The organism is Endozoicomonas sp. YOMI1, from assembly GCF_024606345.1.
GTDB lineage: Bacteria > Pseudomonadota > Gammaproteobacteria > Pseudomonadales > Endozoicomonadaceae > Endozoicomonas.
In genome coordinates, this window is the sequence record NZ_JAHHPM010000503.1 from 1 (window position 1) to 17630 (window position 17630).

The 17630-nt window shown below is 48.0% G+C and carries 14 protein-coding genes; 9 read left to right on the forward strand and 5 right to left on the reverse strand.

Annotated elements, in window-relative coordinates; all coding sequences use genetic code 11:
* The first annotated feature begins 491 nt into the window (after positions 1-491).
* From KDK15_RS17875 to KDK15_RS17890, 4 genes are all read left to right on the forward strand, one after another.
* A complete protein-coding gene (locus KDK15_RS17875) occupies positions 492-1997 on the forward strand; it encodes a hypothetical protein (protein WP_257296751.1) in 1506 nt (501 codons plus the stop codon).
* A 142-nt stretch (positions 1998-2139) separates the two neighbouring features.
* Positions 2140-2277, forward strand: coding sequence for an anaerobic C4-dicarboxylate transporter family protein (locus KDK15_RS17880; RefSeq protein ID WP_257296752.1), 138 nt, complete (start codon positions 2140-2142; stop codon positions 2275-2277).
* On the forward strand, positions 2255-2920 hold the full coding sequence (locus KDK15_RS17885) for an anaerobic C4-dicarboxylate transporter family protein (protein ID WP_257296753.1): 666 nt from the start codon (positions 2255-2257) through the stop codon (positions 2918-2920). Before KDK15_RS17880 ends, KDK15_RS17885 begins: the two co-directional genes overlap by 23 nt.
* Before the next feature lie 24 nt (positions 2921-2944).
* Positions 2945-3484 (forward strand): hydrolase, encoded by a 540-nt coding sequence (locus KDK15_RS17890; protein WP_257296754.1) that lies wholly within the window; start codon positions 2945-2947, stop codon positions 3482-3484.
* A gap of 42 nt (positions 3485-3526) precedes the next feature.
* Here KDK15_RS17890 and KDK15_RS17895 read toward each other — a convergent pair whose 3' ends face one another.
* The 4 genes from KDK15_RS17895 to KDK15_RS17910 all read right to left on the reverse strand — a co-directional run bounded on the left by KDK15_RS17895 (position 3527) and on the right by KDK15_RS17910 (position 11144).
* Positions 3527-4900, reverse strand: a complete 1374-nt coding sequence (locus KDK15_RS17895; RefSeq protein ID WP_257296755.1) for a YjiH family protein — start codon at positions 4898-4900, stop codon at positions 3527-3529.
* A 587-nt stretch (positions 4901-5487) separates the two neighbouring features.
* The gene (gcvT, locus tag KDK15_RS17900) at positions 5488-6618 is read right to left on the reverse strand and encodes a glycine cleavage system aminomethyltransferase GcvT (RefSeq protein WP_257296756.1); all 1131 of its coding nucleotides are present in this window, start codon (positions 6616-6618) and stop codon (positions 5488-5490) included.
* Between the two features lie 80 nt (positions 6619-6698).
* Positions 6699-9635: an aminomethyl-transferring glycine dehydrogenase gene (gcvP, locus tag KDK15_RS17905; protein WP_257296757.1), complete on the reverse strand. Its 2937-nt coding sequence runs from the start codon at positions 9633-9635 to the stop codon at positions 6699-6701.
* Positions 9636-9770: 135 nt separating this feature from the next.
* Positions 9771-11144: an L-serine ammonia-lyase gene (locus KDK15_RS17910; RefSeq protein WP_257296758.1), complete on the reverse strand. Its 1374-nt coding sequence runs from the start codon at positions 11142-11144 to the stop codon at positions 9771-9773.
* Positions 11145-11464: 320 nt separating this feature from the next.
* Between KDK15_RS17910 and KDK15_RS17915 the strand changes: the two genes are divergently transcribed.
* The 4 genes from KDK15_RS17915 to sthA all read left to right on the forward strand — a co-directional run bounded on the left by KDK15_RS17915 (position 11465) and on the right by sthA (position 15297).
* Positions 11465-12133, forward strand: a complete 669-nt coding sequence (locus KDK15_RS17915) for a helix-turn-helix domain-containing protein (protein ID WP_257296759.1) — start codon at positions 11465-11467, stop codon at positions 12131-12133.
* A gap of 205 nt (positions 12134-12338) precedes the next feature.
* Positions 12339-13460: an FAD:protein FMN transferase gene (locus KDK15_RS17920; protein ID WP_257296760.1), complete on the forward strand. Its 1122-nt coding sequence runs from the start codon at positions 12339-12341 to the stop codon at positions 13458-13460.
* A gap of 76 nt (positions 13461-13536) precedes the next feature.
* Positions 13537-13770, forward strand: coding sequence for a (Na+)-NQR maturation NqrM (nqrM, locus tag KDK15_RS17925; protein WP_257296761.1), 234 nt, complete (start codon positions 13537-13539; stop codon positions 13768-13770).
* Between the two features lie 132 nt (positions 13771-13902).
* Positions 13903-15297 (forward strand): Si-specific NAD(P)(+) transhydrogenase, encoded by a 1395-nt coding sequence (gene sthA, locus KDK15_RS17930; protein ID WP_257296762.1) that lies wholly within the window; start codon positions 13903-13905, stop codon positions 15295-15297.
* Between the two features lie 263 nt (positions 15298-15560).
* On the opposite strand, the gene KDK15_RS17935 is transcribed toward sthA, so the two are convergent.
* Positions 15561-16175, reverse strand: a complete 615-nt coding sequence (locus KDK15_RS17935) for a hypothetical protein (RefSeq protein ID WP_257296763.1) — start codon at positions 16173-16175, stop codon at positions 15561-15563.
* Between the two features lie 804 nt (positions 16176-16979).
* On the opposite strand from KDK15_RS17935, the gene KDK15_RS17940 reads away from it, so the two are divergent.
* Positions 16980-17438: a helix-loop-helix domain-containing protein gene (locus KDK15_RS17940; RefSeq protein WP_257296764.1), complete on the forward strand. Its 459-nt coding sequence runs from the start codon at positions 16980-16982 to the stop codon at positions 17436-17438.
* Positions 17439-17630: the final 192 nt, after the last annotated feature.

Sequence of the window (17630 nt, forward strand, 5' to 3'; positions counted from 1 at the left end):
ACCAGCTTTGGAACCAGGATTCAATGAAACTATGTATTGATCAAATAAAGACCAGAGTAGACATCCCGCCCGCCCCAGGGTCATGACTCTATCTCACTTAAAATTTAACATACGTTCATGCAGCACCTGTAAGTCAGAGATATTCAAGTTCCCGGGTATCGAAAATATACCTGACACTCAGGCAACGATGTCAAAGGCGGCATCATTCGCCGGACCAACCCTATATTGTCACTTGAAAACGGTGTTTTAAATATCGTGATAGGGGCGGTTTGGCTCTAAACTCGAGTTCTTAAATAGTGCCCCATCATAATGCAGTGGGTAGTCATTTTTAATGGAACAAATTTACGTCTCAGTTGTCTTACAAGAGCTGAAGTTATTTGTGAATTACATCATTGTGATTTTATTATTTATCTTTTTTAAAATGTGAACATATCTTTCACTATTGAATGGTGATATGCCTGAAAAGAATAAAATGCTTTCCGGGGTTTCTGATGAGACAGAATCAAGTTGTTTATGATTTCTCGTTTTTAATTGTTCTTGTGTTCAGTTTACTGGCCATTAATACTACTGCCAATGTAGATGAGTATGCTGATAATGCCTCAGATTCATCCCTGTATATAGATGATGAAGATTATTTAATTGAGGATGACCTGTATGAAGAACGGGATAATGATACTGAAGAAAATGAAGGCAACGACAAACCTGAGAAACAAAAAGCAGACAGTGAATATTACCAGGATCTGATTCGAACCAGAGATAAGAATGCAACCTCTCTATTCAGGTCGATCATTGATAATAGTAACTACCTGTTTACTGATCTGGTGATGGAACCACTGATCATTCCTTTTGCCAACTTTGCCGGGGAGTATCAGGATGTTTTCAATCGTCACGTGATAGACCCTGTCCGCCGTGGCAAACACTATATGAGGTATATGGACAGTGTCATGCTCGGTACCTTTGATAATGTTTTGAATGAAGATACCGGGACAAAAAACTGGCCTTATGCCATTGCAGGCGCGCCTTATGGCTGGATTGTCAAGAATGTTGTTGCTGATTTTAAGCTGGGCTCTGAGGTACGCAGCCCGGGTATTATCGACAGTAAATATCATAATCATCCCGTTCTGGTGGAACGTCTCGGGGCTGAGACGGGTGAAGTTGGAACCAAAATATCAGAGGAACACAAAAATGAACTGGTTGTTATTGATGTCGTAAAACCCTTTATGCCGAGGCTGGAGATATGGGATGAAGAAAATTCACTGTTTTCGTCACTGTACAATTTCTATTATGCAACAAAGGAGCTGGTAACCGACGTTTATCAAATTGTCGAATTTGAAGATACCGATTTTTTTAAACGAACAGGCCGCTATGAAGAATCAGATCGAACTTTTCTGCATCACTGGAATAAAACAATATCAAAGCGAAGTGCATTCAGAAATGGTCAGATTATCAGGGTTGACAGGAAAGGTTATTTTTCAATGGGGCCTGTTCCTGTCGCCTGGAATTATTGTGAAGTGATGTTGCATGAAGGTGGCACTAAAGATATCGAGGTTATTGAAGAGGAAGATGAAACCGAAATTTATTATCAGCATCCTGACACCTATGTATGGGGTGCGCGGGGAGATAGAATGATTCCCAGGGAGAGAACCAGAACGGTTCGTAAAAAGGTGGTCAAACAGGTTCCGAATGTTACCACATTCCGGGTTTACACCGAAAACCTTTGCCTGGCAGCTGAGGCATCCGTTCGTTCTAAAAGTGAGATAATTACCTACACAACGCGCAGGTTGTTTTCCTGGTTAGTACCCGGGCTGGCATTTATTGGTGCCCCTTCCGTTTCTTATTTGCTGATGGGGCAGTTTGGTATTAATAATTACTTCCCGCTAACAGCCAGCCTGATGGCCACTGTTTTTCTGACGTCCTGGGTTGTTCCCTCAATGTGGACGTCTGATATTGAAGATACTATGCACAGTATCAAGTTCCCTCCTCCAGACGAGTTGTAATGGCATTCCTGATGGTGGTCACGGGTCTAATTCTGAACACCGCCTGACCGGTGCTGAAACGTCTTTTGCACTTTTCAGGCTATCTTAAATTATCTATCCATTGACTTAAGACAGTTGAGATTAATTTCTCAGGGGATTTGGCATGACCTGGTTGCAGCTGATCATTGTTCTGGCATTTATTTTCCTGGGAGTCCGGTTGGGCAGCATTGGTATTGGTTTTGCCGGTACTGTCGGGGTTGTGGTGCTTACCTTGGGGTTTGCTGGAGCCCTTTGGTGTTGATTATCTGGATCTACTCCTGATTTGCATTCCTACCACATTTGTTGCCGTGATGTTGACGTCGCTGGTGTGTAATTACCTTGGCTGCGACCTGCACAAAGATGAAGTTTATCTGCACAGGCTCTCTGAAGGCCTGATTCAACCTGCGGAGGTTGTTGAAAATAGAATAAAGCCCGGAGCAAGGATGTCCGTGCTGATTTTTGGCTTGAGTATTATGGCCGTGGTATATGCGACGTTGGTCAGTGATAAGGTGGGTGTTATTGAGAATCCTGTACTGACCAGAGATAGCGCCATTTTTGCCTTTATGCTCAGTGCGGCGTGCCTGATTACTCTGGTTACCCATATAGATACCAATCACATCCTGAATGCCCAGACTTTCAAGTCTGGTATGAGTGCGTGTATCTGTGTTCTGGGCGTTGCCTGGCTGGGAAATACATTTGTTGGCGCCCATCTTGAGAATGTTCAGGAGACCGTCGGGGATATTCTTGATCACTATCCCTGGCTGCTTGCCTTGGCACTGTTTCTGGCGTCAATGTTACTGTATCTTGCTTTGTGTGATTTTTGGTTTTCTGCTGGCTCCGGTTATTATCTAGTTGAAAGTTGGAAAAATAGACTCAGATCAAGGGATTTCGAAAAATCACACTGATTTGAGGAGCAGGGGGAAACAGGTATGTTAAATCTTGATAGTACGGTGCTGGTGGTTGTGGATGTTCAGGGCAGGCTGACTACCCTGATGCATGAACATAAGTCACTCATAGATAATATTGTGACCATGGTTAAAGGGGCTAAATTGCTCAATATTCCGATTCTCTGGCTGGAGCAGGTCCCTGAAAAGCTGGGAGGCACAGTTCTTGAACTGGCTGATGAGTTGTTGGATTTCAGCCCGGTGAGAAAATCATCATTCAGTGCCTGTGGTGAGCATGCTTTTATGTCAGCCCTTGAACAGACAGGTGGCAGACAGGTGTTGTTGACTGGCATAGAGACCCATATCTGCGTCTATCAGACGGCGATGGATCTTCTTGCCGGAGGCTATGAGGTAGAAGTTCTGGTTGATGGGGTTTCCTCAAGAACGTTACAGAATAAAGAGGTGGCTCTTGATAAAATGTCAGCCCAGGGGGCTGATCTGACGACCGTTGAAATGGCGCTGTTTGAACTGATGAAATCTGCCGACGCACCACAGTTTCGTGATATCGCCAGACTGATTAAATAATTCGGATACGAGCCTCAGGAATCTGAGGCTCATTGTTCGGTGTCAGAAGATAAGGTGAGCAATAGCGGCAATAACCGGCAGTGTGACCAGCGTTCTTAGAATAAAAATAATAAATAGCTCAAACAAGGTTACCGGAATCTTGCTTCCCAGCAGCAAAGCACCCACCTCAGAAAGGTAAATCAGCTGAGTCAGTGATAATGCCGCAATAACAAACCGGGTCATGTCATTGTCAATGGATGCTGCCAGGATAGAGGGTACGAACATATCGGTGAAGCCCACCATCATGGTGGTAGAGGCCGCCTGGGCTTCAGGAATCTGCAACCACTCCAGCAACGGCAGAAAAGGCATTCCCAGGTACTGGAAGACCGGGGTATATTCGGCAATGATCAGTGCAATGGTGCCGATGCCCATTACTATTGGCAGTACACCAAACACCATATCAATGGCATTCTTGCCACCATCCTGAATTATCTTCATTGGATTGGTGATTTTTGCGGCTTTCTCCAGCGCCTGCTTCAGTCCCCAGGCAAAAGCACTGGTACCCGGAGGAATAATTTCATCATCATCACTGCGGGTTTTGCCGCAGATGAACACGTCTTTTTTTCTGCACAGGGGAGGCAGCTTGGGGACGATAAAAGCCGCAACCAGTCCGGCAAAGCAGACGGTAAGGTAGAAGCGGGTAAACATGTGTTCCAGGCCAACCTGGGCAATCACCACCAGTGAGAAGGTAATCGAAACCACTGAGAAAGTGGTGCCAATCACCGCAGCTTCACGCTGAGTATAATAGGAGGTTTCATACTGCTTACTGGTCATCAGGATACCAACGCTGCCATCACCCAGCCATGAGGCAATACAGTCAATAGCTGAACGGCCGGGCAGGTTGAATACCGGTCGCATTATGCGTGTCATCAGGGTGCCCAGCAGCTCCAGCAAGCCAAAGTTCATTAATAGTGGCAGCAAAAGTCCGGCAAAGATAAAGACCGAAAACAGGGTCGGCATCAGGTCATTCAAAACCATGCCGCCGGTGGCTCCTGACCAGATGGCTTCCGGACCAACCCTGAAAAAGCTGGAAAGCACAAAGACCATGCCAGCAACCCTTACCAGGCACCAGAGTGGGGTGATATCAAACAGAGAGTTAAGAAATGGGCGCGTCATTATTGCTTGTGGCTGAAACAGCTTGGTAATGATGGTGATTAACCCGGTAAAGCACACAATAATGGTAATGATGGTGGTCAGCTGTTCTTTGAGCAGTGCTTTTAACCCGCCGGCCAGCAAGGCAACAGGGATGGTAAATTCACCATTCATACTGACCGGAGTGACAAATAGCACTAAACCCATCAGTGATGGAATTAAGAATGTTAACCAGTGACGCAGGCTGGTCTCTCTCTTTTTTACGGCTGTAAACTGCTTCATCATAATAATAAGCCTTGGGCTCCTCAAACTCAGCCATGCACGAAAGTATGATTCAAAAAACTCAAATTTCCTGCTCAGCAAATGAATGAGTCAGGAGTGTCGGTAATTGTCTACCCGTATCAGTGCCTATCGCAGCCTCCTGGCTGTTGACTGCACTCTGTTTAGGTTGATTATGCATTATTTTTTAATAAATATTAACTTTCTATCCCGTAAAAGACCTATCTCCTTGATTTTTTATTAAATGCCCAGGTTTTGTAATACCCATTGAATTGGCTAACGACCGAAATGAGGATGGTGATATTGGTGTGAAATCCGAAGGAGTAATGAGTAATCGTGGGAATCTTGCAAGGACCTGCAGCGCAGGGGTGAGGTCAATATCACCATTAAACTCTCATGATTCCGTGCAGAAACAGGTTGTTCCACATGCTGCTGGCTCTGGTATGCATTCCCACGCAGAGCATGGGAGCGAGGGGAGCTGTATAGATTTAGGACTTTTCTGCACCAGGCTTCAAACTGTGATGAATCCACGAGGCTGCTGGCTTTCAGATGTCAGCCAGCAGGTGATATGAAATGGGGTTATGAAAAGTAAATCAGCCACGATAATAGCGTTGTTCGATAAACGGCATTTTACTGACGGCCATTGGTAACTTTTTACCTCTGACCAGTGCATATACTTCTGTACCCAGTGTCGCATAATCAGCGTTGATCAGAGCCATCGCAACCGGTGCGGCAACCGTTGGTCCAAAGGTGCCGGAGGTTACCCGGCCAATAGGCTGACCGAGATCATCAACCAGTTCTGCACCTTCACGAACCGGGGCTCTGCTACTGCCAATAAGACCAATGCGTTTGGTGGCAACCTGCCGGGTTTCAATTTGTTGCAGAATTTTTTCGGCTCCGGGGAAGCCTCCTGCACGCTCACCATCATGACGACGATTTTTACTGATGGCCCACATCAGGCTCGCTTCGATGGGTGTGGTATTGACATCAATATCATGGCCGTAGAGACAGAGGCCCGATTCCAGACGGAGGGAGTCTCTGGCACCCAAACCAATGAATTCAACGTCCGGATGGTCCAGTAGCAGCCGGGTAATACGTTCTGCCTCATTTTCCGGGATGGAGATTTCGAAGCCATCTTCCCCGGTATACCCGGAACGACTGATAAAACAGGGCGTACCATCAATAGATAGCGGGCGGGAGTCCATAAAGACCATTTCAGCCACCTCGGGAACAACCCTTGTCATAACATCTGCGGCCATGGGCCCCTGAATAGCGATAAGTGCCAGGTTATCAAGAACTTCCAGCTTGACACCTTCCGGAAGCCTGGCCTGGATATGCTGAATATCCTGCGCCTTGCACGCCGCATTGACCACTAGATAGAGGCAATCGTCGTAGCGGGTGACCATCAGATCATCAAGGATACCGCCAGCCTCATTGGTAAACAGGGCGTAACGCTGCCTGCCAATGGCAAGGCCTGCGATATCAACCGGTACCAGGGACTCCAGGAAATAGTCAGCCCCTTCACCGGACAGTTTCAGCTGCCCCATATGGGAGACATCAAAAAGTCCGGCCTTACTGCGTGTATGGATATGCTCGTTCTTGACACCGGATGGGTACTGCACCGGCATTTCATAACCGGCAAAAGGGACCATCTTTGCACCCCGGGCCAGATGAAGACCATATAACGGGGTTCTCTTCAGGCTTTCAGCTGACGCTTCAGACATACCTCATCTCCATTTATCGTATTCACTTATCGAGAGAGCCTCCTGGTTTGAATGGTTAAGAAGGCTCTCAATAAGTGGTCTTATTGATAATTATCAATGCCGGGGCATGAACAGATAAAATTGCGGTCCCCAAAAACGTTGTCGATGCGATTGGCTGCGGGCCAGTATTTCGCCTTATGACCGGCAGGTGACGGAAATGCCGCGACCTTCCTGCTGTATGGGCGCTGCCATTCCTCTTCCGCAAGGTCTTCCATGGTATGGGGGGCGTTGACCAGAGGGTTGTTGTCCTTTGGCCATGTGCCGTTGGCGACTTGATCAATTTCCGTCTTGATTGAGATCATCGCATCAATAAAGCGGTCTATTTCTTCCCTGGATTCAGACTCGGTTGGCTCGATCATCAGGGTTCCGGCCACGGGAAATGACATGGTAGGGGCGTGGAAACCGTAATCCATAAGACGTTTGGCAATATCTTCTTCGGTAATACCGCAGGCTTCTTTGATCGGGCGAATATCAATGATGCATTCGTGAGCCACATGGTGGTTTCTGCCCTGATAGAGAATCTGATAATGATCACCCAGCCGTTTTGCCATGTAGTTGGCATGCAGGATGGCCAGCTCTGTTGACTCCCGTAAACCCCTGCTGCCCAGCATGGTGATGTACATCCAGCTGATGGGCAGTATGGATGAGCTGCCAAATGGCGCAGCAGATACGGCACCAATGCCCTCATTGTATCCTTCGAGCGGGCTTACCGAATGGTTGGGCAGGTAAGGTGCCAGATGGCTCTTGACGCCAATGGGGCCCATACCCGGACCGCCACCGCCATGGGGAATGGCAAAGGTCTTGTGCAGATTGAGATGAGAGACATCGGAGCCGATATCGCCCGGACGGGAGACGCCGACCATGGCGTTCATATTGGCACCATCCATATAAACCTGGCCACCATGATCATGAATGATCTGGCAGATGGTGCGAATCTCTTCTTCGTATACCCCGTGGGTGGAAGGGTAGGTGACCATCAAGGCGGAGAGGCGGTCACTGTATTCTTCTGCTTTGGCCCTCAGGTCATTGACATCCACGTTACCGCTATCATCACAGGCGACAATGACAATTTTCATGCCGAGCATCGCCGCTGAAGCCGGATTGGTGCCGTGAGCAGAAGAGGGGATCAGGCAAACATCGCGATGCTCCTGCTGGTTTGCCCGCTGATAATTACGGATAGCCAGAAGGCCTGTATATTCCCCCTGGGCTCCGGAGTTTGGCTGCATGGAAATGGCGTCATAACCGGTAATCTCGACCAGAGCCTGTTCCAGTTGCCGGATCATGGTCAGGTAACCCGGGACCTGGTCTTTGGGCGTGAAGGGGTGAATACTGGAAAATTCAGGCCAGGAAACCGGCAACATTTCTGCTGCGGCATTGAGTTTCATGGTACATGAACCCAGTGGAATCATGCCATGAACCAGTGAGTAATCCTTGTTTTCCAGCTGCTTCAGATAACGCATCATATCCGTTTCTGAGTGATGGCTGTTGAATACCGGATGACTCAGGACGCTGTCTGAACGTCGCAGTTCCGGTGAGAGTCCTATGGTGTTCTGGGTATGAGACAGCTGGCTGTTATTGGCCGAGATCTGGCGGTCAATGGAGGCAATATTCAGTTCTTTGCCTTCACCCATAAAGATATTGAACAGCTCAATAATGTCTTCAGAGCGAGTGGTTTCATCAAGGCTGACACCTAATCGGTCTGAACCAATACGGCGCAGGTTACAACCATACTTAAGCGCCCGCTGGATAATGGTTTCCTGCTCACTGCCAACCTTGAAGGTCAGGGTATCAAAGAAGGTATGGTTGCACTGGAAGCCCATTTCAGTGAGTCCATGATGGAGAATCCGGGTCAGGCGGTGCACGCGTTCTGCGATGGTTTTCAAGCCTTCCGGGCCATGATAGACCCCATAAGCGGCCGCCATGTTAGCCAGCAGTGCCTGGGCAGTGCAGATGTTAGAGGTGGCTTTTTCCCGACGAATATGTTGCTCACGGGTCTGCATGGCCATACGCAGGGCCGTATTGCCACGGCTGTCTTTGGAGACCCCGATAACCCGACCGGGGATTGAGCGTTTCAGTTTACCGGTGGTGGCAAAAAAGGCCGCATGGGGGCCGCCAAAGCCCATGGGCACGCCAAAGCGCTGGCTGTTACCCAGAACAATGTCAGCTCCAAGCTCCCCGGGGGATTTCAGTAATGTCAGGGCCAACAGGTCAGTGGCTACCGAAACCATGGCACCCTGTTGTCGGGCAATGGCTGCAATGCTCTCTATATCCGTGATGTTGCCGTAAGTCCCCGGGTATTGAAGCTGCACACCAAATACATCGTGATTGACCAGTTCGGTATGAGGGTTGCCAACGATGACCTTGATGCCCAGCCAGTCGGCACGGGTTTTAATCACATCAATGGTCTGTGGGTGCACGTCATGGGCAACAAAGAATGTTTGTGAGGCCGCTTTGCTGCGTCCCACGCTGCGCAGGCAGAGGGTCATGGCTTCCGCAGCGGCAGTAGCTTCGTCCAGAAGGGAGGCATTGGCAACCTCCATACCCGTGAGGTCCATAACCATCTGCTGGAAATTGAGCAGCATTTCCAGTCGGCCCTGGGAGATTTCTGGCTGATAAGGGGTATAGGCGGTATACCAGCCGGGGTTTTCCAGTAGATTGCGCAAAATGACATTGGGTACTTCGGTGTTGTAATACCCCATGCCAATGTACGACTTGTTAACTGTATTTTGTCGGGCAAGGGCAGCAAGCCCGGCAAGGGCCTGTTGCTCTGTTTTTCCCGCGGGAAGTGCTAATTCCCGAGTTAACCGGATGCTGCCCGGAACGGTGTCATTGATCAGCCCGGTCAGCGATTTGAGCCCGAGACTTTCCAGCATGGCCTGCTGCTCCTGCCGGTCAGAACCTATGTGACGATGGGTAAAGGCATCGTTTTGTTCCAGTTCTGCCAGTGTCGGCAGAGTAGAAGTGTGGTCAACGGCCATGTTGTCGTCCTGTTTTGCTCTTGCGTTGATCTTAAATAAAAATTCTTTGAACTGACTGCTTTGTTTTAAAAGACTCTGGTCAGTAGTGAAAATAAAAGACAGTTGTTGTTTTTTATGGTCTGGCTCAATGGGTTCTCAGCACATAACGACATTAACAGCCAGGCCACCTGTGGCGGTCTCTTTGTATTTATCCTGCATATCCAGACCCGTCTGGCGCATGGTTTCAATCACGTCATCAAGGGATACCCGATGCTGCCCATCACCTTTCATGGCCAGACGGGCCGCATTGATGGCCTTGACAGCGCCCATGGTATTGCGCTCGATACAGGGAACCTGTACCAGGCCTGCTATCGGATCACAGGTCAGGCCCAGGTTGTGCTCCATACCTATTTCAGCGGCATTTTCAATCTGGCGGTTATTGCCGCCCATCACGGCGCACAGGGCACCTGCCGCCATGGAGCAGGCCACCCCGATTTCCCCCTGACAACCGACTTCGGCTGCGGAGATTGAGGCGTTCTTTTTATAGAGCATGCCAATGGCAGCAGCGGTGGCCAGAAAGGTAACAATACCCGCTTCACTGCTACCTGGAACAAAACGATCGTAATAGGCAAGAACCGCCGGAATAACGCCGGCTGCACCATTGGTTGGCGCGGTAACGACACGACCACCAACGGCGTTTTCCTCATTGACGGCGATGGCAAACAGATTGACCCAGTCCATGACTTCCAGGTGATCCTGCTGGTCTTCGGGGCGATTCAACAGTTCCTGGTGCAGCTGGTTCGCACGACGTCTGACGTTCAATCCGCCGGGAAGTATGCCTGTCTGTTCGCAGCCACGTTTGATGCAGCGGTCCATTACCTGCCAGATATTCAGCAATGCCTGTTGAATATTGTCAGATCTTCCCAGGTGTTGTTCATTCTCCAGGACAATTTCACCAATGGAGAGTCCGGTTCTGTCTCCGATATCCAGAAGATCCAGGGCATTATTGAAAGGAAAGGGCACCTGAATTTCCGTTGCCGAAGTCGTCTGATCGGTTTCCTGCTCATTCAGTACGAAGCCTCCGCCTACGGAGTAATAATGGTCGTGAAAAAGCTCGAGGCCAGCTTCATCAAAAGCTCTGAGCGTCATACCGTTAGGGTGCTTGGGCAGGGAGTGGCCATGCAAAAAGTGAAGGTGTTGATCTTCGACGAAAGGAATTGGATAGTGGCCGGCAAGTATCAACTGACCGGTGCTGCGGACATTGTTGACCAATTCCGGCGCCTGATCAGGATCAAGCTGGTCCGGTTTTTCACCCATAAGCCCGAGCATCACGGCAGTATCGGTGGCATGACCTGCACCGGTCATGGCCAGAGAACCATAGAGTTCAATACGAATCTGACGGGTATTCTCAAGCTGCCCCTGCTGGAGCAGGGCATCAAGGAAGCGGTTTGCGGCTACCATAGGACCCACAGTATGGGATGAGGAAGGACCTACCCCAATCTTGAACAAATCGAGAATACTTAAGCTCATCGCCATGACTCCATTTGTTGGTATATTTTTGCGATATCAGCTTTCAAGGCTGTTTTTTGTTATTTATCAATAAGAAAATGGTCAAACGAGCTATTAACAGAAAGCGGCTCAGGGCCATACATCAATGGGTTATTAACGGGTTTTGACCAAAAGATTTCTATTTTCTTGAAGGCAAGCGTAACAATACCTTTCTCATACATCAATAAACAAGTTTCCAATAAGAAACAAATTTTCACATTAGGGGTGTTCCTGATATACCATGTCTTACAGTGTTCATCAGGAGCAGGCAATGCCAATGAGAGATGGCAAAGGGGGAAAGCATGCCGGAGTCAACGGATTTTCTTAAACAGGAACAACCGAGTAAGCCTGCAGTAATAGTAACTCGCAGGGTGGGCGTTGATCAGGGTGATATAAGTCAACCAGAAGCGTCTGTGGCTCCACTGGAGCTGGGAAAGCGGGTCAGGGAAATTCGCCTGAGTCAGCAGTTGACCCTGGAAGAGGCCAGCCGGAAAACCGGCCTGGCCCGTTCTACCCTGTCAAAAATCGAAAATGAGCAAATATCACCCACGTTTACGGCAGTAACAAAGTTGGTTAATGGACTGGGTATTGATATTCCCCAGCTGTTCTCCCCGGTAAAGAAAACGGTGTCTGCTGGCGGCCGTCGAGACATTACCCGTCAGGGAGAGGGGCGTCTTCATCCCACTCGTACCTATGAGCATGAATTGCTGGCTACAGAGCTTTCCGGCAAAAAGATGATTCCCTACCGTACAACCGTCAGGGCACGGTCATTTGACGAATATCGGGAGTGGGTGCGACACGATGGTGAGGAGTTTCTACTGGTCCTGCATGGCAGTATTGAACTCTATACCGAATATTATCAGCCGGTGGAGCTGTTTGAGGGGGACAGCGCATACTACGATGCACAGATGGGTCATGCCCTGGTTTCAACCAGCGGTGACGATGCGGTGATTCTCTGGGTAACGGCCTGAATAGTTCCGTTTAATCCCTGATGATTATCCCACGGGCAGGTGCTAGAATCCGGCCCGACTTTTATAGCCGGGAGCTTTCTCAGAGCCTCTTATCCAGAGCGTCGGCAAAGGTGGTTATCCTTTCGTAACTTTCAGTCTGTCGCTGTGTCAGGAGAACTGCCTGAGATTGACCCACGCCCTATTGAACCATTTTCAGGAGCTTCACGTGCTTTCCCGATCTCTGAAGCGATCATTGATACCTGCCCTCATTGTGTTAGTGGCTGCATTTCTGGTGTTGAGTTCGCGGCCCAGGCTTTATAGCTTTCAGGGGCAGGTCATGGGAACGACCTATAACGTCAGTTATGTCGCTACCCTGTTCAGTCATCCGGTAAAGGATGTGTCCGGGGAAGTACAGGATGCCCTGGCGGATGTTGATCAACGGATGTCAACCTATAAGCCTGACTCCGAGCTGATGCAGTTTAACCGGGCTCCGGTAGGGGAGCCATTCAGACTGTCCAGTGATATTGTTCAGCTGGTTCAGCAAGCTCAGGCGATTTCTGATCTATCGGATGGAGCCTACGATATTACCGTAGGCCCCCTGGTGAACCTGTGGGGCTTTGGCCCGACACAATGGGCTGCGGTCAAGGATAGTCACGATGATAGTGACTCCCACCCGTTGGCCAACGCTCCGGAATTTGTCAAATGGATTGAGGATCAATATCCGGGCCATATTCCCCATGCAACCGCTATCCAGGAAGCCCTGGCCAACGTTGGCTATCAGAGTCTGAAAGCGGACACGGAAAGCTCAACTCTGACCCGTGAAAAGGCGTTGTTTGTTGATCTGAGTTCCATAGCCAAGGGCTATGGAGTTGATCAGGCGGCAGCGGCTCTCAGGGCCCGGGGTATCGAGGACTTTATGGTAGAGGTTGGTGGCGAAGTGCTGGTTCAGGGTGTCAAGCCTAATGGCAACCCCTGGCGATTGGCGGTGATCGGTCCTGAAATGGGAAAAAACGGCGTGTCAGCATTGGTTGAGCCTTTGGACAAGGCACTGGCAACCTCTGGTGATTATTTGAATTTTTTTGAAGTCGATGGCAAGCGCTACTCACATACCATTAACCCCGTTACCGGCTGGCCTGAAGCCAAGCGGGTAGCGGAAGTGGCTGTTATTGCCGACACCTCGGCCCGTGCCGATGCCCTGGCTACCATGTTTATGGTGCTGGGGGATGAGAAAGGGTTGGAGCTGGCGAATAGGCTGGGTATTGCGGCACGTTTTGCCTATTATACCGATGAAGGATTTGCAACGGTAACCAGTGAGGCCTTTAAGCCTTATCTGGTTCAACAGCCATGAGCATACCGCCTCAATAAACATTCCAGTTATCGCCTGAACCAGCGGTATTTCATGGTAAATAATGGAGGAATCAGTTATGACAATGATGCTGATTACATTTTGTACTTTTCTGGTACTCATTGCGGCTATGGCGGTGGGTGTGATTTTTGCCAATAAGCCGATTAAAGGCTCTTGTGGTGGTCTTAGTAATCTTGGTCTGAAGGACAGCTGCGTCATTTGTGGCGGTGGAGACAAAACAGATCCTCTTTCCGAGGTGAATGATGGCCTGTTTTATGACGCGACGGCTTCAAATAAGAGTAAAAAGGCGTAATCTCTTTTCGCTACGTTTGTTTTTTGTTGGTTGTAGAGACTGCCAAAGCGCCTGGAAGCCTTATGGGCACTCCAGGTATAAGCTGTAAATAAGAATAAATGGATAATGAATTGGACCGGGGGAATCGAATAAATGGGTGTCAGTAAATACGATTTGGTCATCCTTGGGTCGGGGCCTGCGGGAGAAGGGGCGGCAATGAATGCCGTCAAGCTCGGTAAAAAGGTCGCTGTCGTTGAGCAGTTTAACTTCGTCGGTGGTAGCTGTACCCACCTGGGTACGATTCCATCCAAGGCTCTGCGCCACTCTGTCAAACAGATTATGGATTTCAATACCAACTCCATGTTTCGTGAGATTGGTGATCCCCGCTGGTTCAGCTTTCCCAAGGTATTGAAAAGGGCGGAATCGGTGATTCAGAAGCAGGTGCAGTCCCGAACCATGTACTATGCTCGGAATCGCATTGATCTTTACTTTGGTCGTGGTGTCTTTATTGATGAGCATACCCTGGAGGTGACTGAGCCCAGTGGCAATACGGAACGTCTCTTCGGGTCCAGTTTTCTGATTGCCACCGGGTCCCGTCCCTATCATCCACCCGGTGTCGACTTTCACCATCCCAGGGTTTTTGATAGCGATACCATTCTGGAGCTGTCCTCTACACCACGACGCATGATTATCTACGGTGCCGGTGTTATCGGCTCTGAATATGCCTCGATATTTTCTGGTCTGGGCGTGCTGGTGGATTTGATTGATACCCGTGAGCGGCTGCTGTCGTTTCTTGATAAAGAAATTTCCGATGCCCTGAGTTATCAGTTGCGCAAAATGAACGTCATTATTCGCCATAATGAAGAGTTTCAGAAACTTGAGACCATGGATGATTGCGTAGTGCTGCACCTTAAGTCGGGCAAGAAACTCAAGGCCGATATGTTGCTCTGGGCCAATGGCCGGGCAGGTAATACCCAGGCAATGGGGCTGGGAATGATCGGTCTTAAGCCCGATGGCCGCGGTCAGTTAAGTGTTAATGAAAGTTATCAGACCTCATTACCCCATATTTATGCGGCGGGCGATGTTATTGGCTGGCCCAGTCTTGCCAGTGCCGCTTATGACCAGGGACGCTCGGCGGCAGCACACCTTTGTAACAGCGAGGACTGGCACTTTGTCAATGAAGTGCCCACGGGAATCTATACCATCCCGGAAATCAGCTCTGTGGGTTGTACCGAAGAAGAGCTGACGGCAGATGCCATTCCCTATGAAGTGGGTAAGGCATTTTTCTCCAGACTGGCCAGAGCCCAAATCACCGGCGAGGTGGTTGGCATGCTGAAGATCCTTTTCCATCGGGATACCCTGGAAGTGCTGGGCATTCATTGTTTTGGTGACCAGGCATCGGAGATTGTCCATATCGGTCAGGCGGTAATGCGGCAGGAGGGTAAGGCCAATTCACTCCGTTACTTCCTGAATACCACATTTAACTATCCGACGATGGCGGAAGCCTATCGTGTTGCTGCTTTGGATGGGCTAAACCGATTGTTCTGACCCTGCTTAATCAGCTCATCGTTTCAGCTGCTTCTGGAGTATTACTGCTCTGGGGCGCAGCTGAAATTCCAGAACACCCTTCTTAATATCTTTTGTCTAACCACGCAAACAGTGGAATCTCCTGTTTGTTATACTAAGAACGATTCTGAGGCATAACTTAAATTTTGCCTTTATGCATGAAGAAAGACCTGACACCTTTTTCCCTTTTTCTGACACCTTTTTCCGGACACCTTTTTCCGTATTAGTGGTTTTTAAAGGAGTGCTCAATCTAAACTTGAGTAAGTATGTATACACACTAAATAATTACTAGACTCAGAATTCATACATTCAAACCTGAAAAAATTAAAGATTTGAGTATGACCGGTTGAAGCATCTAAATATTCATGAAACGTAGATGGCAAATTAGCATAGATGAGGCTATCACTTGAGGCTTGGTAACGTATTTCGTCGTGGTTCACCCGTTTTAATCTATCACAGTCAATGGAAGATAAACCAGCTGCAGGGTCACCACCAAAATAACCGCCACTAAAAGTAACTCTGTCCCATCTACCATCAAAATATACTGGTGCTGACCCTGCTTTGACGACCCATTTAGCAGCAATGTAACCATGAGCATCAGGAGTATCAGAATCAGACAATGTTTCTTTAATATCAGACAATATTTCGTCTCCATTTTTATGAATACCTATTGCACGTGGGCATGATAGATTATGTATTTTAACAATGCAGTCTTTTGTCCAGGGTTTATCTGTTGCGATTTCAGCGCTACAGCCGCTTAAAACTTCGAAAGTCGGTGATAAACCAGATGCCCTTACCGGGGTGCTGCAAAGTATCATCAGTTCGATTAAAACTGCAATAACTAATGTGTAAAATTTCATGATTTCTAGCCTTTGATAGTAAATTTTCCGACAGGAAGTTGTTGATATGTATTAGCAAAGCCTTTCATTCAAATTCCAGACTGCTAAACTCGCGTTTGCTGATTAAAAGCAGCACTATTACGCAGCTCTATAATTCGTACCAATTGACTAGGCAAACACAGCACTCATTATGGTAATAAAGGACACACAAACATCCAGCACGTCTGCCGATAACACAACAGCCAGAATTCGAAAGAGCCTTCCAGAATCCCAGATAATAAAATATTCCTTTCAGTTCCAACTCACAATGAACGCTTAAACTATCTCACATTATAGCAATGTCGTTTATTTTTTTTTTTATTTTATAGATTTTTAAATTATTAAAAGCCCTGAATTCGAATCATAAATACATAGCCTCTGTAACCAGAGGGTTACCACAAAAATACTTTTGAAATGGCCACAGTAGGAATGGTGATCACCCGCCACCCCCAGCGCAGATTCGTACGTGCACTACTAATGCATACGGCTCCTACCTCGAGTATTTAACGTCAAACCGTTGCTCCGGCACGGGGTCATGCCTGAGTTTCAGGAGATAGCCTTTGATCTACAGCGTACTTCGATAACTTTGAGGTTTCTGAAGACACTATGCCAGCGCTTTGAGTTTTCTGAAAACTGACTTGACTTTCTTCACTGAAGGCCATGGTTTTGACCCTGCTTAATCAGCTCATTATTTCAGCTGCTTCAGTCATCAGGCTGACCATGAGATAAGCGGCTGGCTGGACATTACTTTTGCTATATTCCTTATTCAAATTGAAGAAGGTAAATATGATGGATGTTAATACAACACCGATGCAGCCATATCAGATTCCATCAGATGAATCATACGGCGCTTTTGAAATAAATCCTGCCAATAGTAGAACTTTCAAACAGTTTGATGTTCATCAAGTTGATCACCAAGACCGATATTCCACGTCAACTGCAGATACAAGTACCGATCCCACCGCAAGAAAAAGAAAACGAACGATCAATGATCGGTTCAGGCAAGTGCATAACCAAAGAGAAAGAATACGTACGGGTAATATTAACGACGCCTTCAAGGTACTTAAAAATAAAATTCCCGGAGGTGCTGAAAAAAAATTAACAAAAGTACAGATATTAAGACAAGCCTCTGCATACATTAAAGTCCTTGAACAGCAGCTCAGAACTACCCCGGATCCTTCTGATTCAATAGGGCCAATAACCTCGCAGGGGCGACCCAACCAGTTAAGAAATATAAGGCAATAAAAACTCACCACAAAAGCCTTTGATTTTATGGACAACTGTTTGAAGGTTTGATCTGAGCCTGAGAGTCGCACACGGAGTTACTATTGTAAGAGTGATTATTCTGGTTGCGCTCGCTTCGGCGCACCCTTTGGCGCAAATTATAAGTAGTTAACCAAATGAAATCGTATTTTCTGACTAAGTGATCAGTCACTC